The following is a 23,134-nucleotide window of genomic DNA, read 5'->3' as shown; positions in this document are numbered from 1 at the left end:
TTAACTAAAATCTTTTACTGCATCACTAAGATCATACACAGCTATTTCATCTGTATCTAACTCAGCTAAAATGATGCTACTTCCTGCAGCGCTACGATAACCACCAGCACAATGAACTATAATTGGACTTATAGTTGGAATAGCCTTAATATTCTCTCTTAATTCATGTAATGGAATATTAATAGCCTGAGGAAATAATTTTTGATTTGCGACTTCGCTTTTATTTCTAATATCAACAATAGTATACGTGTCTGGATATTTTTTAAAATGCTTTAAATCTAATTTTTTAGACGTAGAGAAGTCCTCTTTAGCTAGGGTTATAAAGCCTTTAATTTGCTTTTCATATCCAATTTTGGTTACACGTTCGTAAATTGAAGCTGCTTGATTAGAATTTTCTAAAACAATATAAAACTCTTCATCAGGATTAACTATGGACCCTAACCAAGTTTCAAATTTAGAAGTAGGTGACATAGCCATGATGTTATAACTTCCCTTTAAATGGTTGTCTTTAAAGTTTTTCTCATCGCGTATATCTATTATTAGAGCATCTGTTGGAGCAACTTTAGTTTTATAATACTCTATAACACCCTTAAAGTTTTCATCATAATTTGATGCACCATCTTTATTAATAGAAACCGCCTTATTAAAATACTTTGGTATAAATGGTTGGTCGTCTAATAATTCAGACATAAATTCACCTTCGTTTTTTACATTAAAGGCCCAGTTGCTTAACCTTTCGTTTCCTAATGTAGAAGAAGTAGAGTTGGAGCTCATCCCTTTTCCGCAAAGTGAACCTGCACCATGAGCAGGATATACTAAGGCGTGATCTGGCAGTTCTGCATATACCTTGTTAATAGTCTTGTACATGCTTTTAGCCATTGCTTTTCGTGTAGCTTTTAAATGGCCAGAACCTTCTCGAAGATCTGGTCTCCCAACATCGCCTACAAAAAGAGTGTCTCCTGTAAATAAAGCAACATCTTCACCTTGTGTAGCAATTACTGTAATACTATCTGGAGAATGGCCAGGAGAGTTTACTGCAGAAAATTCAATATCACCTATTGTTACAGTATCTCCACTATCAAAAGTCTTATGTGGGTAATCTGCGTTTACCTTTTCACTGGTATAAATTGTAGCGCCAGTTTCTTTATGAATTTGCAAATGAGAGCTCACAAAATCTGCATGTGGATGAGTTTCAAAAACAGCCACAATTTTAGCATTATGCTTTTTTGCTAAGGCGTAATATTGGTATGGGTTTCTTTCTGGATCTACAATGGCAATTTCATCATTGCTTATAATTGCGTAGGAAAAATGAGAAAGCGGTTTGTATGTAAATTGTATAATATTCATGCAAGAGATTTTATGCAAAAATACAGTTCATATCTTGACATTTTTGTAACTTTTGTTACAGAGAACTTAGATTTATTTGAATATAGATTCTTTTAGAATTATATATATTCCCATAACTAGAACAAACCAACCAAATCCCTTTTTTAATTTTTTGCCATCTATAAAGTTATTTAGCCAAATGCCTATAAAAATACCAGCGACAGATAAGCTTGAAAATATGATAAGGAAACTCCATTCGATATCTAAATTTTGAATGTCTCCAATAAATCCTATTAAAGACTTTATGGCTATTATGAGTAATGAGGTAGCTACGGCCTTCTTCATTGGCAATTTAGCAAATAACACTAATGCTGGAATAATTAAAAAACCGCCACCAGCACCAACTATTCCTGTAAGCACTCCAACTACAGCACCTTCAATTAAAATAAGAGGATAATTAAATTTAATTTTTTCTTCTTTCGTTGTTGTTTTCTTTTTATCCCTAATCATAGTAATTGCCGCAATGAGCATGATTAGAGCAAAAAATATCATTATAGCTATATTCTTAGTCACTATAAAATCACCTAAACTAAATAATGTGTCTGGAATTGCTGGTACTAAATACTTTCTAGTTAAATACACTGCTATAAAAGCAGGAATAGAAAAGACAATAGCTGTTTTAATATCTATTAACCCTTTTTTCAAGTTTTTAATAGCGCCAACTAATGCTGTTGTACCCACAACAAATAAAGAGTAAGCAGTAGCTGTTATAGGGTTAATATAAAGTAAATAAACAAGTATAGGAACAGTTAAAATTGAGCCACCACCACCAATAAGACCTAATACAATACCTATAAGCAATGCACTTAAGTAACCTAATATCTGTAATACATCCATAGTAGCAATTTAAAGTTGCAAAACTAAAGGTTTAATTTAAAGATGTAAGTAACATTAGTTACTTAGGTGAATTATTTACTTAAAATATAAATTTTATTGCGTTCTAACTTAATTTCACCTTCTTGCTCCAGTGTTTTTAAAAGTCTAGAAATCACAACTCTAGAGGTGTTAAGATCAAAAGCAATTTCTTGATGAGTAATTTTAATGGTGTTAGATTTATTTACTTTCGCCTTGTTGCTCAAGTAATGTAGCAATCTTTCGCTTGTATTAGAAAATGCAATAGTGTCAATGGTATCTAATAGTTCAATAAATCTTTCGTGATAGTTTTCAAATACAAACTTTCGCCAAGATTTATACTTTGAGATCCAAATTTCAATTTGATCTACTGGTAATAATACCATTGAGGTTTCAGTTTCGGAAACCGCCTTAATTTCACTCTTATGATGCCCAATAAAATAAGACAATGTCATAGCGCAACTTTGACCTCGTTTTAAAAAATAAAGAAACAACTCATCATTATTTTTATCTATACGTGAGATTTTTATTGCACCATCAATTATTAAAGGCATATGGCGCATATATTCGCCAAAGTCCATAAGTAACGTATCTTTAGGATAGGTTTTAATTTCACCTATTTTTATAATTTCCTCGAGAAGGTCGGCTTCAAATATAGTTTGATAATGTTTGGTAATTATGTCTCTCATATATTGTAAAGATACTCCTACAAACGCACAAATGTTAAATTTTTATTTAAAAGATATCAAGAGAATTGAAAATTTAAAGTCTATGCTCTGTGCTCAAAATGTTTCAATAGCTATTTAATTTATATTTGCAGTAATTATGAGCAGACTCGTACAAATTCAATTAGCTCCAGAAAAGCAAGACGATCATAACTATATTTTAGAATTAGCTCTAGAAAAAGCTAAGCTACAAATGAGTAAAGTTAGTGATTGGCGTATAAGAAAACGATCCATAGATGCAAGAAGAGCACCTGTAAAGTTAAATCTTCAGATAGAATTCTGGCTAAAAGGTGAAGTTAAAGAAAAGATTACTTCATTTACTCCTAAAGCAGTTTCAGATGCTGTTGAGGTTATTATAATAGGCGCTGGCCCTGCAGGGTTGTATGCTGGTCTTAGAGCTGTTGAAGCAGGTTTAAAACCAATTATCTTCGAACGAGGAAAAGATGTAAGAGAGCGCAGACGCGACCTTGCTAAAATCAACAAAGAACACTTTGTAAACCCAGAAAGTAATTACTGTTTTGGAGAAGGTGGTGCAGGAACCTATTCAGATGGTAAATTGTACACGCGCTCAAAAAAACGTGGTAATGTTCTTAAGGCATTAGAGTGGTTTGTATATTTTGGAGCAGATGAAGATATTTTGGTAGATGCGCACCCACATATAGGAACAAATAAGCTTCCAAAGATTATCACAGCTATGCGAGAAGCTATTGTAGATGCTGGAGGTGAAGTTCATTTTAACTCTAAACTAACTGATGTCTTAATTGAAGATAAAGCAATAAAATCTGTCGAGATTAATAATGATACTTGGTTTAATGCAGCTCATGTTATACTTGCAACTGGACATTCAGCCAGAGACATTTTCTACTTACTACACGATAAACAAATAACTATTGAAGCAAAACCGTTTGCTATAGGTGTACGTGTAGAGCATCAACAGGAATTAATAGATACGATACAATATCATGGAGATCAAGATAACCCGTATTTACCACCAGCATCTTACGCCTTAGTAGAGCAAGTAGATGGTATGGGCGTTTACTCATTTTGTATGTGTCCTGGTGGAATTATAGCGCCTTGCGCAACAGAACCTGGTGAAGTTGTGACTAATGGTTGGAGTCCTAGCAAGCGTAATAATCCCTATGCAAATTCTGGTATCGTTGTAAGTGTTACGCCTAAAGATCTTCCAAACTATTCCAAAGACAACCCGTTTGTATGTTTGGAGTTTCAACAAGAGGTTGAAAAAGCTTGTTGGGAAGCTGCAGGAAAAACACAGCAAGTACCTGCACAACGTATGGTAGATTTTGTTGAAGGTAGAGTGTCTAAAGACTTACCTAAGACCTCTTACCAACCTGGATTAACATCTTTAGATCTTAATACAGTATTGCCAGATTTATTATCTGTACGACTACAAAAAGCGTTTAAGGCATTTGGCAAAAAGATGAAAGGATATTATACAAATACAGCTGTATTACACGCACCAGAAAGTAGAACATCTTCACCGGTTTCAATTCCTCGAGATACGGAAACGTTGGAGCATATTGAAATAAGCGGTTTATATCCTTGTGGCGAAGGAGCAGGATATGCAGGTGGCATTATTTCTGCAGCTATTGATGGAATTAATTGTGTTGATGCAATTGCAAAACTCTATAAACTATAATATTGTTTAGTCTTTTTAGATAATAACTAAACAAAACTGTATCTTTACTAAAAGATACGTTATGTTTGGATTATTTAAGAAATCGACTGAGAAAGAGAAGCTTCAAGCTAAATATGCAAAGCTAATGGAGCAAGCACACAAGCTATCTAAATCTAATAGAAGGGCAAGTGATGCAAAAGTTGCTGAAGCTGAAGAACTTTTAAATAAAATGGAAAATTTAGAATAAGCTAAAGGATGTCTAAAAAAAAGAAACCAGATAACGTTGTATTTAATGAAGCAGATCAAAAATATGATGCTAGCTTAAAAACCTATGCAACAAATCTTGGTGCTCCGCAAATAACTTCACTCGATACCACAGCTTGGAAAAACAGGAGCATAAATAAAGTTAACCATAAGATTAAGACAAAATTCTCTGAGTTGCAGAGTGCTTACGAAGCTATGCTCAAGGAATATGAGTACAATCAATTAATTTACCAATCTAAGTTTTCTTTTGAACCTGTAGTTGGCGAAACGTACCACTTATACAGACGTAAAAACTCAGAAACTTTTTTATCTATCATTGCGCCACACCAATGTAATTTTGATTTTGTGGGAAGTTTTAAATTAAATGCAGACTCAATCTGGGAACGTGTTGAAAATAAAGATGATAAATAGTTGTAATATATAAAATGTTAAGTTAGCTTTACGTAAAGTAAACTTTACAAAATATTACTATGTTCAAATTGTTATCACACCGCTATAAAAAGATTGGTTTAATAGTAGCGCCTATTGGTTTATGCCTTTGGGTTTTTATGCAATTGGGGTTTGTTTCAAAACTTTCACAGTTATTAGGAATAACAGACGCCACTATTTTAAATATGAGTGTTGCTATTCTTGGTTTTTTTACCTTCTTATTTGGAACTTATGCTTTAGCATTTTCAAAAGAAAAAGTAGAAGATGAAATGATTAAGAATGTAAGGTTAGAGTCTTTTCAGTTTGCTGCCTTACTACAAATGATAGCTTTAGTATTGGGTATTATGGTTATTGGTTTTATGAACAACCCACCAAAAGATGCTGGTGTAATGCTATTTCTTAGTATTGCAATCCTCTTTTTTTGGATTACTTATATACTTCGTTTTAACTACATTATTCATTTTAGAATCTTTAGGTATGAAAAATAATGTAAAGGAGGTAAGAAAAACAAAAAAGGTAACTCAAGTAGATTTGGCTGAGTATCTTAGTGTTTCACGACAAACTATTATTTCAATAGAGTCTGGTCGTTATGTGCCTTCAACTGTTTTATCACTTAAAATTGCCAAGTGTTTTGAGACTACGGTCGAATCGTTATTTGTATTAGAAGCCAGTGATTTTTAAATGAAGTTTGGTACTATTATTATGTTGTGCTATTCTTCTTTAGCGCTTTTAATTATTGCTTTTAAACGTGCTTTACGAGCATCTTCCTTCTCACGTTTCTTATCCTTTTTCTGCTTTAGGAGTTTGGTGTGGAGAGCTTTATTTTTCCCGTTCTTAATTTTACCTTTTTTAGACATGTTGTAAAATTAACTCTTTTAATGTTGAGATTATAAATAAACTAAAAAAGCCCAGATAAAATATCTGAGCTTTCTAATATAATTGTAAAGGTAAATTACTTAATCTCTACTAATTCAAGATCAAATACTAAATCTTTACCAGCAAGTGGGTGATTTGCATCAACAACGATATGATCATCGTTTACTTCTGCAACTCTTAGTTGTCTTTCAGAACCATCAGGGTTCTTAGAAACTAATCCCATTCCTACTTCTGGCTTAATTTCCTGTGGAAGTTGGTCTTTAGGAACTGCCTGAAATAATTCTTTCTGAACATCTCCATAAGCTTCATCCTTAGGAATATTTATTGTCTTTTTTTCTTCAACCTTCATGTCAATGATTCCTTTTTCAAAACCAGGAATAAGCATACCTTGACCTAAAGTGAATTCTAAAGGCTCTCTGTCTACAGAGCTATCAAAAACTTGTCCGTCTTGAAGCTTTCCTGTGTAATGTACTTTTACAGTATCATTTTCTTTTACTTGACTCATGTCGTTTGTTTTATCGTTTATAAGTTGTGCAAAGCTAAGGGCTTAATTTCTAATAGAAAGTATTTAGCCAATAATCTTGAGGAATTGGGTAAAACTTAACTAATTAAAGTCCTTTTTTTAACAAGTAAGTAATAAATGAAGGTGAAAACTATCTTTTATACAATAATAGCCTACTTTCCGATACAGAAATTTGCAAATATATTACCTAGCAATTCGTCATTGGTTACTTGTCCTGTAATTTCTCCAAAGTGAAATAATGCTTGACGAATATCAATAGCCATAAGATCACTTGGTAAATTGGCATTTAAGCCATCTTGAACCTTGTTTATTTCTTCTAAAGCTTTTAATAAAGCATCGTAATGGCGTGAATTGGTTATTATGGTATCATTGTTTTTTAATGCTCCAGTATTCACAAAATCTAGCAGTGTTGTTTGTAGCTCTTCAATACCTAGTCCTGTTTTAGCAGATATAGTAAGTAGGTGCGTAGTATGCGGTTTTAAATTGTCTATTAAATTTTGAATTTCGCTATCTAGTAAAGCATCAATTTTATTGGCAATGACTAAAAGTGGTTTCTGCGGAAATCTATTTTTTATCTTTTCAACTTCAACTTTAAGATTTTTAATCCTTATAGCGTCATTTTTAATTAAACTCGCATCGAACAAATAGACGGTTACTTGACTTTTTTCAATTTTCTCGAAGGTTTTTTTAATACCTAAACCTTCAATCACATCTTTTGTTTCACGTATACCAGCAGTATCAATAAACCTGAAACCAATACCACCAATGCTTATTTCATCTTCAATAGTATCTCTGGTCGTTCCAGCGATATCACTAACAATAGCGCGTTCTTCATTTAAAAGTGCATTAAGTAATGTAGATTTTCCTACGTTTGGTTCTCCAACAATTGCGATAGGAATCCCGTTTTTTATAACGTTTCCAGTTGCAAAAGAGTCTATAAGACGTTTTAAAACGGTCTGTATTCTTGTTACCAAATTTTGAAATTCGTCTCGATTAGCAAACTCTACATCTTCTTCAGCAAAATCTAATTCAAGTTCTATTAATGAGGCAAAATTTAATAATTCTTCTCTTAGCTTAGCAATTTCGGTTGAAAAGCCACCTCGCATTTGTTGTAATGCCAATTGGTGAGACGCTTCATTATCACTTGCAATAAGATCTGCTACAGCTTCTGCTTGGCTAAGATCCATCTTGCCATTAATAAATGCACGCAAGGTAAACTCACCAGGATTAGCTGCACGACAACCTTTTCTTAATAACAGTTGAATAATTTCCTGTTGAATATAATGACTACCATGACAAGAAATTTCAACAGTAGGTTCTCCAGTATAAGATTTGGTTCCTTTAAAGACAGAAACCAAGGCTTCATCAATAATTTTTGCGTTGTCTTTAACATCACCTAAATGTATTGTATGAGAGTTTACATCTTTTAGTTGCTTCCCACTTTTAGCAGAAAATAACGGGTTTACAATTTCTATGGCATCTTTACCTGAAACTCTTATAATGGCAATTGCACCTGCGCCAGATGCTGTTGCTAATGCTACAATGGTGTCATTAATTTTCATCTTGCAAAAGTACTAAATTAGAAGTCAAGATAAAGTGTAACAAAATAGAGATTAGCACGTCATATAAGTACATCAATCAATTAAAATCAACTATCATGAGAGAAGACAAATCATTACTCGTTATTACACATTTAAGTCAATTATTAACCTATATTACTGGTATTGGCGGTTTAATTGTACCACTTATTATCTGGGCTTTTAAGAAAGATGAAGTATTTGCTTTAGACCAACAGGGAAAAGACATAGTAAACTTTCAAATAAGTATTATAATTTACAGTATTATATGTATTCCACTTATTCTGTTATTTGGTTTAGGTATTTTAGGTCTTATAGGAATAGGTTTAATCGCCCTAATTTTCCCTATACTTAATGCAATTAGGGTTAGTAATGGCGAAGAGGTAAAGTACCCATTAACTATACAAATTCTTAAATAAGTTAAAAATTATAGTTTAAAGATAAACTAGCAAAATAATGGCGAGGCAAACCTGGATAGTAGTATCTAGGTAGGCTATTTCCAAAAGAAGAGGCGTTAATTAATATGGAAGATGCATAAGCTATATCTGTCACGTTATTAACGCCTCCTTTTACTTCTAGACTTAATTTTTCATTAAAAGACTGATTGTAACCACCACTTAATCTTAGTGTTGTATAATCTTCAGCATAAAGCGTATTAGCATCTGTTATTGGTTGTTCTCCAATATATTGTAACTGTGAAGAGAAGAAAAAACCACTTGTATGTTGTAAAGAAATACCAGCATTTATTTTCTCTGATGGTACTCCTGTTAAATCGTTTCCAGAAAAGTCTGAGTCTCCATCTACAAAGTCTATAAATTTATGGGCGTTAAACTCCGCATTTAAAAAGGTTTTAAATTGAAGCTGTTCAACTATATTTTGCTTGTAGTCTATTGATATTTCTATGCCTTTATGGTCTGTTTGTCCTGCATTTCTGCCAATAAATTGATCGTTACCCACACGTTCTGCAACCAGTAAGTCGTTTACAGATAGGAGGTAAGCAGCAGCATTAATTTGTAAGCGTTGTTTAAGTAAAGACAATGTTGTGCCTACTTCATAATTCCAGCCAATTTCCGGACCTATATCTGTATTTATAATACCATCTGGTGTAAGAGTTTCCTCCAAACTTGGGTAATTAAATCCTCTACTAATGTTTAAATACGTAGTTACAGTATTATTAAGCTTGTAAAGCAAACTAAGATTTGGAGCAACAATAATATCAAATTCTCTGTCTGCACTTGTGTTAGCTTCAGCTTCATTAAAATTGTCATCTAAGTTGTAAGAAGTTTTATTTAAATGCAAACCTATTTCTGCCGTTAGTTTTTCTGTAATTGGTAAAGTACTTGTTCCAAACAGTTGAAGCTGTGATCTAATCTCTGTATTATCACTTAATAAACTACCTTCTAAGCTTCCATTACCATTATTGTCTTCATATAAATTTTCAGTTGTAGTCACTACATAGTGGTCTTGGTTAAACTCTACTCCAAAACTTAAATTTGCACTTTTCATGTTAAGGTTAAATGTATTTGCAAAAACTGTTCGAACGCCATAAGTATTTGTAATTTCTGCAAGTATATTAAAAGGTCTAGGCTCATAGTGGTCTAAATAACTATAATATACATTAGTGGCATTACTCCAAGAATCTGAAATATTAGAGGAAAGGCCAAGTCCTACTAATGTTTGCCTATTGTCTTCAAAACCTTGAGATTGTGCCCATGTAAATGCAGCTTGCGTCGGGTCTTCATTAAAATCTGTAAGATTTAGAGAACTAGGAATTTGGGCAAAGTTATTTATATGTTGCACCAAACCATTTATGGTAAATGTTTTATTTAAAGTGTAGGACGTGTTTATAAATAATGCATTTCTATTATAACGATTGTTTTCTCTATAACCTTCATGTTCTTGGTGATCTGCATTTAGATGTAATGAAAGTTTGTCTTCCTTCAAGTTTAAGGATAAACTCTCTTTAAACAACTCGAATGAGCCAATGGTTACCGTATTTTTTAAAACTAAACCTTCCTTTTTGGGGTCTTTAGAGTTTAACAATAATGTACCTCCAAGATTAGCACCATATTGGGTAGCTTTTGGCCCTTTAATAATTTCTATACTAGCAATATCTTGCGTGTTAAAAATATCGATAGCTGTTTCGCCTATACCATTAGTAATGGGAAACCCATTAAAGTAGGCTCTAATCTTATTGGTGCCAAATAATGTTCTGGAACCAATACCACGAATAGTGATTCTATTTGTGTTAATTGCTCCGCGTTGTATATAAACACCACTTGTTTCGTTTATGGCATCTACTAAATCTATTGGTGAGCCTTCGGCAATACTTTCTGCGGTAACAGATGTTGTAGGTATTAAAACCTTACTTTCTTTTTGATAGGTAGATGCGAGAATTACTGTATTAAGCTCCTCTTCAGCTTTTGAAAGAACTACAGTATATTTAAATGTATTGGGTGAAATTTTAAGGCTTACAGGTTTAAAGTCTTTTAAAGTTAATCTTAAAATAAACTCTTCAGTAGACGGATTTTTAAAAGAAAGAATGCCTTTATCGTTGGAGGTGGCAATTACATTAGAAGATTTATAGGCTATTACATCTTCGAGAGGTATGTTATCTTCAGAAACTATAAGAATTTCAGTATTGTTGGTTTGGGCGTAAGTGGTAGCTATAGCAAAAAAGCTAAACACTACTAAAAGGTGGCGCATCATTAAGCAGTTTTTTTAATAAAGATAAGGTCTTAAACCAAAAGAATCTGCTAAAAGCAGATTCTTTATACTATGATAATGTGAGTTAGGTTAGCTGTTAAGCATAACAGGCATAACAAGCATTGTAACTAATTCGCCTTCATCTAATCCATCAACTGGAGTTAGGATACCTGCGCGATTAGGTAAGCTCATTTCTAACTGAACTTCGTTAGCATTAAGATTGTTTAGCATTTCACTTAAGAAACGGCTATTAAAACCAATTTGCATATCATCTCCTTGATAAGCACAAGTTAAACGCTCTTCTGCTTTATTAGAGTAATCTATATCTTCTGCAGAAATATTTAACTCGCTACCAGCAATTTTTAAACGTACTTGGTGAGTGGTCTTGTTAGAGAAAATAGACACACGTTTTACAGAGTTTAAAAATTGAGATCGGTCTATAGTTAATTTGTTTGGGTTCTCTTTTGGTATTACAGCTTCGTAATTTGGGTACTTACCGTCTATTAAACGACAGATAAGCTCTACATTATCAAAAGTGAAGCGTGCATTACTTTCATTATACTCAACAGTAACATCACTATCACTTCCTGCTAAAATTCCTTTTAATAAAGTTAAAGGTTTTTTAGGCATAATGAATTCAGCTTCATTTGTAGCAGAAACATCTGTGCGAGAATATTTAACAAGCTTGTGGGCATCTGTAGCTACAAAAGTTAAGCCGTCTTTAGCAAATTGAAAAAAGACACCGCTCATTACTGGTCTTAAATCGTCATTACCAGATGCAAAGATAGTTTTGCTTATTGCTGTTGCTAGTACATCTCCATTTAGTACTGTTTGGCTAGGGTCTTCTAAAGCAACTGCATTAGGAAACTCTTCACCATCTGCATAGGCAACCGCGTATTTACCGTGGTTAGAGCTTATTTCAATAGTATTATTATCTTCTTTAACGAAGGTAAGTGGCTGTTCTGGAAACGTTTTTAATGTATCTAAAAGTAAACGAGCAGGAACGGCAATACTTCCTTGACTATCACTTTCTACATCTATAGTAGAAACCATGGTGGTCTCAAGGTCTGATGCAGATATCTTTAATGAGTTATTGTCTAACTCAAAAAGAAAGTTATCTAGGATAGGTAAAGTATTACTAGTATTAATAACGCCGCCTAAAACTTGAAGTTGTTTCAATAAATAGGTACTGGAAACGATAAATTTCATGTGCTTAATGTAGAAAATTAAATGTTAACAAATATATCTTTTCTGTATGTAAAACAGAATGTAATCAACATAGAGTTATTAACACAAAATAACAGCATTTGTTACTAAATACCATAGGTAATTATAAGGCTTTTAAGTAATAGGAATTGCAGTAGAATCTTTTACAGTGTTCATAACAAAACTACTTTTAGTACTTCCTAAATATTTAAGAGATGTTAATTTCTTAACCATGAACTGTCTAAAGGCTTTCATATTGGGAACTAAAACCTTAATTAAGTAATCATTATCACCACTAACGTGAAAGCAAGATACCACTTCATGAAATTTAAGGATATCTGTTTCAAAAGCTTTTACAATATCTTCTGTATGTTGCACTAAACTCACTTGGCAAAATACTGTAAGCTTTGCATTTAATAATTCTGGATCTACTAATGCTACATAGTCTGTAATAATTCCTTCTCTTTCCAGTTTTTTAATTCGCTCATAAATTGCAGTTACCGACAGATTTAGTTTAAGAGACAAGGCTTTTGTAGTTTGTTTACTATCCTCTTGTAAAAGTTGTAGTATTTTTTTATCTGTAGCATCTAACGTCATAATGTAATTTTTATTGAAAAGTAATCGTATTTAGTAGTAAAATTAGATTAAAAGTTTGTTTATTAATATATATGTAGTAAAAAAATCTATAATTAATTGATATGATTGACTTATATTCATAAGCCATTTAGATTTGAAGCTTATTTTTTAATTTATTATAGTTATGGATTTCAACCCAGCAGACCGCATACAAGATTTACAATATTTTGGAGAATTTGGAGGAGTTAACCCTTCAATTTCAGATTCATCTACTTACACCTTTCTATCAGCAAAGACGATGTTCGATACTTTTGAAGGCAATGCAGAAGGCTGTTATTTATATTCTCGACACTCAACACCATCTAATTTATATTTAGGTGAAGCTCTTGCGGCTATGGAAGGAACAGAGACTGCTAATGTTGCTGCTACTGGAATGGGAGCAATAACACCTGTGTTACTTCAGCTTTGTAAACAAGGTGATCACGTGGTTTCAAGTAGAACTATATATGGAGGTACATATGCATTTTTAAAAAACTTTACACCTAGGTTGGGTATTGAAACGTCTTTTGTAGACATTACAAAACTAGATGTTGTAGAAGCTGCAATTACAGAAGACACCAAAGTGTTATATTGCGAATCTGTAAGTAATCCTTTACTTGAAGTGGCAGACATAAAAGGATTGGCAGCATTAGCTAAAAAATACAATTTAAAACTTGTGGTGGATAATACATTTTCACCTTTAAATATTTCTCCAGCCAAACTAGGTGCAGATTATGTTATACATAGTCTTACTAAATTTATAAATGGAAGTAGCGATACTATGGGTGGCGTAGTTTGCGGAGACCTTGAGTTTATAAATACACTAAGAAATGTAAATGATGGCGCGAGTATGCTTTTAGGAGCGGCTATGGACAGTTTAAGAGCGTCTTCTATTTTAAAGAATTTAAGAACACTTCATATTAGAGTGAAACAACATAGTAAAAATGCATTGTATCTAGCTCAAAAGTTTGAAAATGATGGCCTAAAAACTGTATATCCAGGATTGCAATCTCATCCTAGTCATGATTTGTTTAAAAGTATGATGAATGAAGAGTATGGTTACGGAGGAATGCTAACCGTTGATGCTGGAACCTTAGATAAAGCAAATACATTGATGGAGCTTATGCAGGAGAAAAATTTAGGCTATCTAGCGGTTTCATTAGGCTTTTATAAAACATTATTTAGCGCACCAGGAAGTTCAACCTCTTCTGAGATTCCAGAAGAAGAGCAAAAGGAAATGGGACTAAGTGATGGCTTAATTCGTTTTTCAATAGGTTTAGATAATAATATTGAAAGAACTTATGAGATGATGGTGAGCTGTATGAAGCAAGTAGGCGTTTTGTAAATCTACCTTGCATACCTCTTAACAAAATCGTAACATTGGTTGCTTAAAAATCTAACGCTATGGACAGCCAATCTAAAGACGCAAATAATCAAAATATTGTAGATAATAATCAATTAAATATATGGGAAGCTTTAATTCCTGTATTTGCATTAGTTGGAATGTTATTTTATAATGTATTATTTGCTTTTGGAGACGATGCTTTAAGTGGTTCTAATCAATTTATTCTTTTATTAGGTGCTGCTGTTGCTGCAATTGTAGGATACTTTAATAAAGTGGGCTACGAGACTATGGTCGAAGAAGTGGCACAGAATATTAAATCTACAACAGGAGCTTTGCTTATTTTACTAATGGTAGGTTCTTTGGCTGGTACTTGGATGATTAGTGGTATTATTCCCACTATGATTTATTATGGTATGCAGATTTTAAATCCTACAATTTTCTTGGCAGCTTGTGTAATTATCTGTGCAATTATATCAATTGCAACGGGAAGTAGTTGGACAACGTCTGCAACAGTTGGTATAGCGTTAATTGGTATTGCAGAAGCACTAGGAATATCTTTAGGAATGACAGCAGGTGCAGTGTTATCTGGAGCCTATTTTGGTGATAAACTATCGCCTTTAAGTGATACCACAAATTTAGCACCTGCTATGGCTGGTACAGATTTGTTCACGCACATACGATATATGACGCTTACTACAGTGCCAACGATTATTGTAACACTTATTGTTTTTATAATTATAGGATTAAATTTAGAGACTACAGGTACAACAGATACAGAAGGCATATTAACTTCTATTGATGCCGCCTTCAACATTTCACCTTGGTTATTTGCAGTGCCAATTATAGTTATTGCCTTAATTATAAAGAAAACCTCTCCGTTAATTGCATTGCTGTTGGGAACACTTTTAGGAGGTGCAGCAGCGTTAATCTTCCAGCCAGAAATTGTAACAGCTGTTGGTGGTGGCGATAGTCTAACTTTTGAAACCGCTTATAAAGGCGTTATGAATGCTATAACAGTAGATACTGCTGTTGCTACAGATAATGAAGCTTTAAATGAGTTATTCTCTGCTGGAGGTATGAGTGGAATGCTAGGTACTATTTGGTTAATAATTTGCGCAATGGTATTTGGAGGTGTTATGGATGCAATTGGAGCACTTGCAACAATTAGTAAGGCATTATTAAAATTATTCCACACAACTTTTGGTTTGTTTGCTAGTACTGTAGCAAGTTGTCTAGCTATAAATGTAACAGCGAGTGACCAATATTTAGCTATAGTTGTTCCAGGAAAAATGTATAGTAAAGCCTTTGCAGATAAAGGTTTAGCTCCTGAAAATTTATCAAGAACATTGGAGGATAGTGGTACTGTAACGTCTGTTTTAATTCCTTGGAATACTTGTGGAGCCTATCAAAGTGGTGTTTTAGGGGTTTCTGTGGCAGACTACTTTGTATATGCAATATTTAACTGGTTAAGTCCATTTATGACATTGTTATTTGCAGCTTTTAATATTAAGATTAGACAATTAACAGGAAAAGATAAAACAGGAAAGAAGACTGTAAGTATCTAATAATTTTTTTCTAAATAAAGAACACAAAAAAAGGGATCTAATTAAAGATCCCTTTTTGTCTTAAGACTAGCCTAAAGCCCCAATTTTCGACTAACTTAATTATATGTAAACTTAAAAGTTATGTTTATGCCAAAACATACCCATTAACGGGTATATTTTAAAAATCATACTTTTTTTCCAATGCATATCTCAACAATTCACCTTTTCCACTTAAGTTAAGTTTTCTAATCATATTCTTTCTGTGTTTCTCAACAGTAGAAACAGATGTAAACCTAAGCTGTGCAATCTCTAAAGATGACTTTCCTTGACCTACCATTTTAAGAATTTGTCGTTCACTTTTAGAGAGTAATAGTTTTTTGTTTGAAGATTCTGCATCTTTTATGCTTTCTAAGTTAATAGAGTTATCGTAAAAATCCTTACCGCTAGCTACAGTTCTAATTGCATTTAAAATTTCTTCTAAAGGAGAATGTTTTAAGATGTATCCAGAAGCTCCAGCGTTTATCATTTGTTTTACAGCATCTTCTTGGTCAAACATGGTAAATGCAATTACCTTTATATGCGGAAACTCTTTTTTAATTACTCTTGTAGCTTCAATGCCATCTAGTTTTGGCATCCTAATATCCATAATGATAACTTTAGGTTGTTTTAAGCGAACAATCTTTAAAAGCTCTTCACCATTATTGGCCGAACCTACAAGTGAAATATCTTCTTCTGCCTTAATTAACAACTCAATACCGTCAATTAAAGATTGGTGATCTTCAGCTATTGCTATTGTTATCATGATGCATTAGTTTTTAGTGGAATATCTATAATTATAGTGGTTCCTTTTCCTACTGTGGAATCTATGTTAATGTCACCGTGAAGAAAATTAACACGTTTCTCAATGCTAGATAATCCCAAGCCTTGCTTGTCTATAGCACTAAGGTTAAACCCTTTTCCATTATCTTCAACTATAATATTTAAATCATCATCATGTTGCGTTAATGTAATTGATGCTTCAGATGCATTGGCGTGTTTGATAATATTAGTGACTAGCTCTTGTATGATTCTAAAAATACTTATCTCTAAGTTATTGTCTAAACGATCTTCTAACCCATAATGGTTTACTTCTACTTGTAAACTCGTAGAAACAGATGCATTTTTTGCTAAGTTTTCAATAGCTGGGACAAGACTTTTCTTAGCTAAGACACCACTGTTTTTAAGATGAGACATATTTCTTATCTCGTGGTAGGCTTGTGATAGTAACTCTTCTGTGTTACTAAATATATCATCTAAATTATCAAGACTATTTTTATGCTTTTTAAGATGGCTAAATTGTAGCCTAGCAGTAGCAAGTGTTGCACCAACACTATCGTGAAGATCTCCCGCAAGCTTTTGTCGTTCTTTTTCCTGACCTTCTATTATAGCATCAATTGTTGTTAGTTCCTGCTCTTTTAAGAAAGTTTGTAATTTTTGCTTCTCAAGTTCACTTTGTTGTTCTGCAATTTTTTTCTTTCTATTGGTGTTTTTGTAAACTAATAATCCAATAATAGAAACGGCAATTAAAAATCCACCAAATATTATGGCTAAGTTTTTATTTTTTGTTTTTTGCTGTTGCTCTAAAAGAATTTGTTTGTCTTTCTGTACAGTTTGGTATTTGGTAAGGTTTACAAATTGATCTGCTATATTAACACTGTCTCTATAATTAATGTGTTTTTTAAGGTACTCTAAAGACGTTTTGTAATTTTCTTGATCTTCATAATCATTAGCTAATAAGCTGTACAAAAACTTTAAGTTACTCTTTTTGTATAGGTTATGTTTTAGAGTTTCTGCTTGCTTTAAAAGGTTTATAGTTTCCTTATAGTTACCTCTTAACCGTGTAATTGCTGCCTTATTAATTAATGTATAGTAAGTTTTATAAGGAATATTAAAACGCTTTTCTATAACATCTGCTTTCTCTATATAATAATCTGCAGAATCTAATTCCTGAGTTATTTGTGCATAATACACACTCTTTATTGCAAAAATTCTTGCACGTTCTAGTGCATAGTTATCGTCTTTTAAATACTCGAGAGCAAGGTCAAGATTTTGCATGACCTCTTTTTTATTGTCGTAATTAAAGTTGAGTAATGCAATTTGAATATAATAATCTGCAACTTGATCATTCCATTCATTCTCTATAGCTTGTTCTCCAAAAAGTTCAAGAAGTTGGTCTGGTTCATAGTTATAGTATTCCTGATCTGCAAAGAGATTATAAAGTGTAAGGTTAAAAGCATTTGCATCATAAAGCTCTTTTACTTTTAAATACTGTTCTTTTGCTCTTATACTATATAGGTAACCTTTATCTATATCATCATCTGCTATATGTGTTTTACCCAAGTAATCTAAATACCTAGCCTTATTAATTGGTGATAGTGAGAGTGTATCTACATTAAATAAATTAATGAAAGCAGAATCTAATTGATTGGTAAACACATAATATTGTGCATTATCTAATAATTTCTCAGAAGAATCTTTATAAGATGTTTTTGAAATTATAGCTCTTGCTCCGTCTATGTTATAGTCGTTTAACAAACTATCTATAACCTTATACTGTTGTGCTTTAATAGTAAAGCACAACAGTAATCCTAGTAGTAATGGTAATTTTTTAATCAATGGAATTAGCAGCTTACTTTTGGAGGAATTACACCAGTTCCAACTGTTCTTGGTTGTGTTAAAGATGATTTAGAGCTTAAATGCTGATCTAAAATTTCTTCAACCTCTTCAATAGTTAAGGGTTGGCTATTGCTTAATTCTGTTATAATATTTTGAATGGTAGCAGGACTTAAACTTAAAAAATCTTCATCGTGAACCGTAAAAACTGTAACGTCATTTTCGTCACTAGGCTTAAAGTTTGAAATAACCTGATTTAGATCATTGTTTGGTGGATTTATTAAATTGTAATCATTACTAATAACAGGTCCAACATAATCCTCATTATGTGTTACAATTTGTAACATTGAAGATATATTGTTTCCAGAGATATCATAACTGGCAGCAACTTTAAAAGTTAATTCCACTGGCTTGCCATTAATGGTAACAGTTTTTTTAGGTACAGCTATATCTTGCTTAAACAATCCCGTTGAAGGACTGTAACACGTATTATAAGAATTAAAGGGAGCATATTGAGTTGTAGAGTTTTCTTGCATGAGTTGTGTTTTGAGTTAATTAGAGTTGAGTTAGTTTATTATTAGGAGCAAACAACTGTAAATGCATAGAAAACACATAACAGTAGTAGGTTTGTTTTATAGATCATTAAGTAGATTTGGTTTTAATTTAATCAAAATAAGAGGATTTTACCTTACTAAGATATACCCATTAGTGGGTATTTTAAAACTATTCAATTATTTATTTGCAATTGTGTTGATGTATTGTTGATTATCTTTGAAAAAAATAAAAAATGAAGTTAGACATATTAGCAATAGGAGCACACCCAGATGATGTAGAATTAAGTTGTTCTGGAACTCTTGCTAAGGAAATAGCTAAAGGAAAAATTGTAGGCATCTTAGACCTCACACGAGGTGAATTAGGTACTAGAGGATCAGCTGAAATTAGAGATGTTGAAGCTGCAAATGCTGCTCGTATTTTAGGAGTTGCAGTAAGAGAGAACCTAAAGTTTAAAGATGGGTTCTTTAAAAATGATGAAGCACACCAAAAAGCGATAATAAAAATCATTAGAAAATATAAACCAGAAGTTGTGCTTTGCAATGCTGTTGATGATAGGCATATTGATCATGGTAAAGGTAGCAAGCTAGCTAGTGACGCTTGTTTTCTTAGTGGTTTAAGGCGAATTGAAACCACATTGGAGGATGAGCCTCAAGAAGCTTGGAGACCTAAACACGTGTATCATTACATACAATGGAAAAATTTAACACCAGATGTCGTGGTAGATATTTCAGGGTATTTAGATAAAAAGATAGCTTCTGTAAAGGCGTATGAAAGTCAGTTTTTTAATTTAAAGAGTGATGAGCCACAAACACCAATTTCTTCAAATAATTTTCTTCAAAGTATTACATACAGAGCTCAAGATTTAGGAAGATTAATAAATGTAGAGCACGCAGAAGGTTTTACCTCAGAACGTTATGTAGCTGTAGATTCAATTTTTGATTTAATTTAAAAATTATCTTGCTCAAAATAAGACAATATCTTATCTTTGCCGTCCGATTACAAATGGTGGTTGTAGCTCAGCTGGTTAGAGCGCTGGTTTGTGGTACCAGAAGTCGCCGGTTCGAACCCGGTCTTCCACCCAAAATAAAAGCCTTATCTTATGATGAGGCTTTTTTTGTGGATTAAATTCAACGGAACAATACTTTTCAAATAAACTATATTTATAAAAAAACCTCCAAAGTTAATTTGGAGGTTTTTTTTATATGAATTGGATGGAACTGTTAGTCTTCACTTTCATCCATAGTATGATATACATTTTGTACATCATCATCGTCGTCTAATTTCTCTAAAAGCTTCTCAACATCTTCTTGTTGTTCTGGAGTTAGCTTTTTAGTAACTTGTGGTATACGCTCAAAGCCAGAAGAAATAATCTCAATATTATTAGCTTCTAAATATCCTTGAATGTTTCCGAAACTTTCAAAAGGGGCATAAATCATTATCACTTTTTGAGTTTCGCCTTGCTCATTTTCATCTGTGTCTTCAAAAATTTCTTCAACACCAAAATCAATTAATTCTAATTCAAGTTCTTCAAGGTCTAAGTTATCACCTTTAATTTTAAAGTTACAGGTATGATCAAACATAAAGACAACAGAGCCAGAAGTACCTAAATTTCCGTCTGTTTTATTAAAAGCAGCTCTTACATTGGCAACAGTTCTTGTATTGTTATCTGTAGCAGTTTCAATTAAAACAGCGATACCATGTTGAGCATAGCCTTCAAAGATTACTTCTTTATAATCACCTTGAGACTTATCACTCGCACGTTTAATGGCACGTTCTACATTGTCTTTAGGCATATTTACAGACTTGGCATTCTGTATGACAGCACGTAGCCTAGAGTTTGAGTCTGGATCTGGTCCACCTTCTTTAACAGCCATTACAATATCTTTACCAATACGCGTAAAGGCTTTAGACATTGCAGACCATCGCTTCATCTTACGCGCTTTCCTAAATTCAAATGCTCTTCCCATAAATTATTTTTGTTAAAGCGTAAAAATAGGAATTTCACCTATAATTATCAATGTGTAAAATTATGAAGTTTAATTGTTTTGTTAGCTAAAACATGAGTTTACGTTTACGCACCAATAGCCAAATTACAACAGGTGCTCCTACTAATGAGGTGATAGCATTAATTGGTAATGTAAATTCACTATTTGGTAATTGTGCAATAGCATCGCAGATAAGCATTAAAATGGCACCAAAGCAAAGTACCGCAGGCATTAATATGAGATGATTAGTTGTTTTTATTACCAATCTTACCAAATGAGGTACGGCTAAACCTATAAACGCTATTGGTCCTGCAAAAGCTGTAATACTTCCAGCTAATAAACTAGTTGCTACAATTATTAAAAACCTATTTTTTTTAATATTTACACCAAGGCTTTTAGCATAATGTTCACCCAAAAGCAAGGCATTTAAATTTTTTAAACAGAAAATGCTAACTATAACTCCTATACCAACTGTGACACCTAAAATACTAAGCTCTTGCCACCCTAAATTACCTAAACTACCAAAAGACCAAAACATATATTGTTGCAATTGTGCAGCAGAGCTAAAGTAAGCTAATACACTAACAACAGAAGCTGTTAAACTAGCAAACATTAACCCTATAATGAGAATTGCCATGGTGTCTCTTAATCTTGCCGAAGCTACTACTACAGCTAATAATACTAAAAAACTACCCAAACTTGACGCAATGGCTATGCTGTAACCAGAATTTAAATAGCTTGCAAATACACCACCAAACAAACTTGCTCCCATAATAATTATAGCAACACCTAAACTGGCTCCGCTACTAATACCTAAAACGTATGGACCAGCTAACGGATTCCTAAATAATGTTTGCATTAATAAACCACTTAACGCTAATCCACTACCAACAAAAATGGCAGTTAATGCTTTCGGTAACCTGTAATCTGTTATTATATAGCGCCAAGATTCTTTGTCTACATCTCCACCAAAAAGTGCGGCAAGCACATTGTCTAAAGGAATGCTTACAGAACCTAAACTAATATTAGTTAGAAAAGCTATTAATAGCAATACTATCCCTAGTAGAAGATATGTGCTTTGCTTAACCATTTAATTTAGTGGTTTAAAGAATGTAGGCGTATAGTCTTTAAGTAATTCTGGATGTAAAATAGATACCATATCTTTTAGTACTAAGTCTGGTCTGTTAGGACCAAGTTCATAGTATAATACGCCACCAGTTTCTCCAGTAGTACTTGCAAAACTAAATATGGTCTTGTCTTGAAAAGCTTTAAATTGATTGTAGTGAGAAGAGGCTTCTAACATAGCATCGTAAGAAGAAAAACTTCCAGGTGCTAACCAATATTCTGAGTTTTCAGCTTTATCTAATACTTTTTCAAAAGCTAAAGAAATACTGCCTTTACCGTTGGTGTATCCGTACACATATTTCGCATTAGCATCACTAATAAACTTTGCCTGCCAACTATTGCCATAAGGAAGATACCAAACATCTTTATACATAGCACCACACAAAACGGTAGGCTTTTCATTTACAGACTTGGCAAGTTTTTTGGTTTCTTCATAAGAGGTTGCTATCTCGTTAAATAATTGAGTTGCTTTATCGGTTTTATTAAAAAGTACTCCAAAGAATTTTAACCATTCTGCTTTTCCTAATGGATGTGTTTCAAGCCAATCTGCATTAAAAATAACTGGAGTACCATTCTTTTGAATGGTATTAAAAGTTTTGTTTTCGTTATCTATAGCAAAACCTATTACTACATCTGGCTGTAGCTCTAATAGGATTTCTGTATTTATAGATTCGTTGGCTCCTAACTCTTTAACTTTATTGTTGTTAATGAGTTGTCGGGTTTTTTTAGAAGAGATATAATCTAAATTTGGAAACCCAACCAATGCATGCTCTTCACCTAAAGCTTCTAAAGATGGTATGTGAGTGGTAGAAGTTACGACAAGTTGCTCTATAGGTAAATTTACTTTTTGATCGTACTCTAGTCCTTCAGGAAGTGTATTGTCCTCATTAACTAAGGCATAAATAAAATCTTTTTCTGCATCTGGCCAAGGGCTTTTAACAGTCATAAGTTTAAAACCGTCATAAGAAACCACTTCAAAACCTTTGGCATATTCAATCTTAAGCGTATCACCTTTGCTTAATAAAGATTTTAGCTCTTTGTCATGATTCTTGCAAGACGTAAATAGTATAGATAAGAGTAAAAGTGAAGCTAAATATTTCAAAAGATAGTTATGTATTAGTAGATTAATTAAA

Annotated in this window: 24 protein-coding genes and 1 tRNA gene; 10 read left to right on the top strand and 15 right to left on the bottom strand. The window is 32.9% G+C overall.

What is annotated here, in order from left to right; translation table 11 throughout:
* The 3 genes from CA2559_RS12460 to CA2559_RS12450 all read right to left on the bottom strand — a co-directional run bounded on the left by CA2559_RS12460 (position 1) and on the right by CA2559_RS12450 (position 2,927).
* A complete protein-coding gene (locus CA2559_RS12460) occupies positions 1 to 1,347 on the bottom strand; it encodes an MBL fold metallo-hydrolase (protein WP_013188265.1) in 1,347 nt (448 codons plus the stop codon).
* 72 nt (positions 1,348 to 1,419) lie between these two features.
* Complete coding sequence (locus tag CA2559_RS12455; RefSeq protein WP_013188264.1) at positions 1,420 to 2,223, bottom strand: sulfite exporter TauE/SafE family protein; 804 nt, start codon at positions 2,221 to 2,223, stop codon at positions 1,420 to 1,422.
* 71 nt (positions 2,224 to 2,294) lie between these two features.
* The gene (locus CA2559_RS12450) at positions 2,295 to 2,927 is read right to left on the bottom strand and encodes a Crp/Fnr family transcriptional regulator (protein ID WP_013188263.1); all 633 of its coding nucleotides are present in this window, start codon (positions 2,925 to 2,927) and stop codon (positions 2,295 to 2,297) included.
* 136 nt (positions 2,928 to 3,063) lie between these two features.
* On the opposite strand from CA2559_RS12450, the gene CA2559_RS12445 reads away from it, so the two are divergent.
* The 5 genes from CA2559_RS12445 to CA2559_RS12425 all read left to right on the top strand — a co-directional run bounded on the left by CA2559_RS12445 (position 3,064) and on the right by CA2559_RS12425 (position 5,973).
* Positions 3,064 to 4,620, top strand: coding sequence for an NAD(P)/FAD-dependent oxidoreductase (locus CA2559_RS12445; protein WP_013188262.1), 1,557 nt, complete (start codon positions 3,064 to 3,066; stop codon positions 4,618 to 4,620).
* A 61-nt stretch (positions 4,621 to 4,681) separates the two neighbouring features.
* Complete coding sequence (locus CA2559_RS13780; RefSeq protein ID WP_013188261.1) at positions 4,682 to 4,846, top strand: Lacal_2735 family protein; 165 nt, start codon at positions 4,682 to 4,684, stop codon at positions 4,844 to 4,846.
* Between the two features lie 8 nt (positions 4,847 to 4,854).
* On the top strand, positions 4,855 to 5,274 hold the full coding sequence (locus CA2559_RS12435; protein WP_013188260.1) for a DUF2452 domain-containing protein: 420 nt from the start codon (positions 4,855 to 4,857) through the stop codon (positions 5,272 to 5,274).
* Between the two features lie 59 nt (positions 5,275 to 5,333).
* Positions 5,334 to 5,780 (top strand): hypothetical protein, encoded by a 447-nt coding sequence (locus CA2559_RS12430; protein WP_013188259.1) that lies wholly within the window; start codon positions 5,334 to 5,336, stop codon positions 5,778 to 5,780.
* The gene (locus tag CA2559_RS12425; protein WP_013188258.1) at positions 5,770 to 5,973 is read left to right on the top strand and encodes a helix-turn-helix transcriptional regulator; all 204 of its coding nucleotides are present in this window, start codon (positions 5,770 to 5,772) and stop codon (positions 5,971 to 5,973) included. Before CA2559_RS12430 ends, CA2559_RS12425 begins: the two co-directional genes overlap by 11 nt.
* 29 nt (positions 5,974 to 6,002) lie before the next feature.
* Here CA2559_RS12425 and CA2559_RS13900 read toward each other — a convergent pair whose 3' ends face one another.
* From CA2559_RS13900 to mnmE, 3 genes are all read right to left on the bottom strand, one after another.
* Positions 6,003 to 6,149 carry a hypothetical protein gene (locus tag CA2559_RS13900; RefSeq protein WP_013188257.1) on the bottom strand — a complete coding sequence of 49 codons (147 nt, stop codon included), beginning with the start codon at positions 6,147 to 6,149 and terminating at the stop codon, positions 6,003 to 6,005.
* A 95-nt stretch (positions 6,150 to 6,244) separates the two neighbouring features.
* The gene (locus tag CA2559_RS12420) at positions 6,245 to 6,673 is read right to left on the bottom strand and encodes an FKBP-type peptidyl-prolyl cis-trans isomerase (protein WP_013188256.1); all 429 of its coding nucleotides are present in this window, start codon (positions 6,671 to 6,673) and stop codon (positions 6,245 to 6,247) included.
* Positions 6,674 to 6,843: 170 nt separating this feature from the next.
* Entirely contained in the window at positions 6,844 to 8,253 is a 1,410-nt protein-coding gene (mnmE, locus tag CA2559_RS12415) for a tRNA uridine-5-carboxymethylaminomethyl(34) synthesis GTPase MnmE (RefSeq protein WP_013188255.1), read from the bottom strand.
* A 95-nt stretch (positions 8,254 to 8,348) separates the two neighbouring features.
* Here mnmE and CA2559_RS12410 point away from each other — a divergent pair, with 95 nt between their 5' ends.
* Positions 8,349 to 8,687 (top strand): DUF4870 domain-containing protein, encoded by a 339-nt coding sequence (locus CA2559_RS12410; RefSeq protein ID WP_013188254.1) that lies wholly within the window; start codon positions 8,349 to 8,351, stop codon positions 8,685 to 8,687.
* Between the two features lies 1 nt (position 8,688).
* Here the strand turns inward: CA2559_RS12410 and CA2559_RS12405 are convergent, their stop codons facing one another.
* The 3 genes from CA2559_RS12405 to CA2559_RS12395 form a co-directional block, all read right to left on the bottom strand.
* A complete protein-coding gene (locus CA2559_RS12405; protein ID WP_013188253.1) occupies positions 8,689 to 10,977 on the bottom strand; it encodes a TonB-dependent receptor family protein in 2,289 nt (762 codons plus the stop codon).
* Positions 10,978 to 11,064: 87 nt separating this feature from the next.
* Positions 11,065 to 12,183 (bottom strand): DNA polymerase III subunit beta, encoded by a 1,119-nt coding sequence (gene dnaN, locus CA2559_RS12400; RefSeq protein WP_041241024.1) that lies wholly within the window; start codon positions 12,181 to 12,183, stop codon positions 11,065 to 11,067.
* Between the two features lie 132 nt (positions 12,184 to 12,315).
* Positions 12,316 to 12,777 (bottom strand): Lrp/AsnC family transcriptional regulator, encoded by a 462-nt coding sequence (locus CA2559_RS12395; protein ID WP_013188251.1) that lies wholly within the window; start codon positions 12,775 to 12,777, stop codon positions 12,316 to 12,318.
* A 163-nt stretch (positions 12,778 to 12,940) separates the two neighbouring features.
* Between CA2559_RS12395 and CA2559_RS12390 the strand changes: the two genes are divergently transcribed.
* Both CA2559_RS12390 and nhaC read left to right on the top strand, forming a co-directional pair.
* Positions 12,941 to 14,140 carry an aminotransferase class I/II-fold pyridoxal phosphate-dependent enzyme gene (locus tag CA2559_RS12390; protein WP_013188250.1) on the top strand — a complete coding sequence of 400 codons (1,200 nt, stop codon included), beginning with the start codon at positions 12,941 to 12,943 and terminating at the stop codon, positions 14,138 to 14,140.
* Positions 14,141 to 14,199: 59 nt separating this feature from the next.
* Positions 14,200 to 15,705, top strand: a complete 1,506-nt coding sequence (gene nhaC, locus CA2559_RS12385) for a Na+/H+ antiporter NhaC (protein ID WP_013188249.1) — start codon at positions 14,200 to 14,202, stop codon at positions 15,703 to 15,705.
* A 157-nt stretch (positions 15,706 to 15,862) separates the two neighbouring features.
* Here nhaC and CA2559_RS12380 read toward each other — a convergent pair whose 3' ends face one another.
* The 3 genes from CA2559_RS12380 to CA2559_RS12370 are packed head-to-tail and all read right to left on the bottom strand — an operon-like array spanning position 15,863 to position 18,872.
* Entirely contained in the window at positions 15,863 to 16,486 is a 624-nt protein-coding gene (locus CA2559_RS12380) for a response regulator transcription factor (protein WP_013188248.1), read from the bottom strand.
* Entirely contained in the window at positions 16,483 to 18,339 is a 1,857-nt protein-coding gene (locus tag CA2559_RS12375; protein ID WP_148232818.1) for a sensor histidine kinase, read from the bottom strand. The genes CA2559_RS12380 and CA2559_RS12375 overlap by 4 nt, the downstream gene beginning before the upstream one ends.
* A 5-nt stretch (positions 18,340 to 18,344) precedes the next feature.
* Positions 18,345 to 18,872 carry a hypothetical protein gene (locus CA2559_RS12370; protein ID WP_013188246.1) on the bottom strand — a complete coding sequence of 176 codons (528 nt, stop codon included), beginning with the start codon at positions 18,870 to 18,872 and terminating at the stop codon, positions 18,345 to 18,347.
* Positions 18,873 to 19,123: 251 nt separating this feature from the next.
* Between CA2559_RS12370 and bshB1 the strand changes: the two genes are divergently transcribed.
* On the top strand, positions 19,124 to 19,840 hold the full coding sequence (bshB1, locus tag CA2559_RS12365) for a bacillithiol biosynthesis deacetylase BshB1 (RefSeq protein ID WP_013188245.1): 717 nt from the start codon (positions 19,124 to 19,126) through the stop codon (positions 19,838 to 19,840).
* A 55-nt stretch (positions 19,841 to 19,895) separates the two neighbouring features.
* Positions 19,896 to 19,971: transfer RNA gene (locus CA2559_RS12360), tRNA-His, on the top strand.
* Positions 19,972 to 20,111: 140 nt separating this feature from the next.
* Here CA2559_RS12360 and CA2559_RS12355 read toward each other — a convergent pair.
* The 3 genes from CA2559_RS12355 to CA2559_RS12345 form a co-directional block, all read right to left on the bottom strand.
* Positions 20,112 to 20,858, bottom strand: a complete 747-nt coding sequence (locus tag CA2559_RS12355; protein WP_013188244.1) for a YebC/PmpR family DNA-binding transcriptional regulator — start codon at positions 20,856 to 20,858, stop codon at positions 20,112 to 20,114.
* Positions 20,859 to 20,943: 85 nt separating this feature from the next.
* Positions 20,944 to 21,966: a FecCD family ABC transporter permease gene (locus tag CA2559_RS12350; RefSeq protein ID WP_013188243.1), complete on the bottom strand. Its 1,023-nt coding sequence runs from the start codon at positions 21,964 to 21,966 to the stop codon at positions 20,944 to 20,946.
* Positions 21,967 to 23,103 (bottom strand): ABC transporter substrate-binding protein, encoded by a 1,137-nt coding sequence (locus tag CA2559_RS12345; RefSeq protein WP_013188242.1) that lies wholly within the window; start codon positions 23,101 to 23,103, stop codon positions 21,967 to 21,969.
* Between the last annotated feature and the right edge of the window lie 31 nt (positions 23,104 to 23,134).

Source organism: Croceibacter atlanticus HTCC2559 (assembly GCF_000196315.1).
Lineage (GTDB): Bacteria > Bacteroidota > Bacteroidia > Flavobacteriales > Flavobacteriaceae > Croceibacter > Croceibacter atlanticus.
The sequence above is the reverse complement of the archived record's forward strand: the minus strand, read 5'-3'. Positions and strand labels throughout refer to the sequence as shown.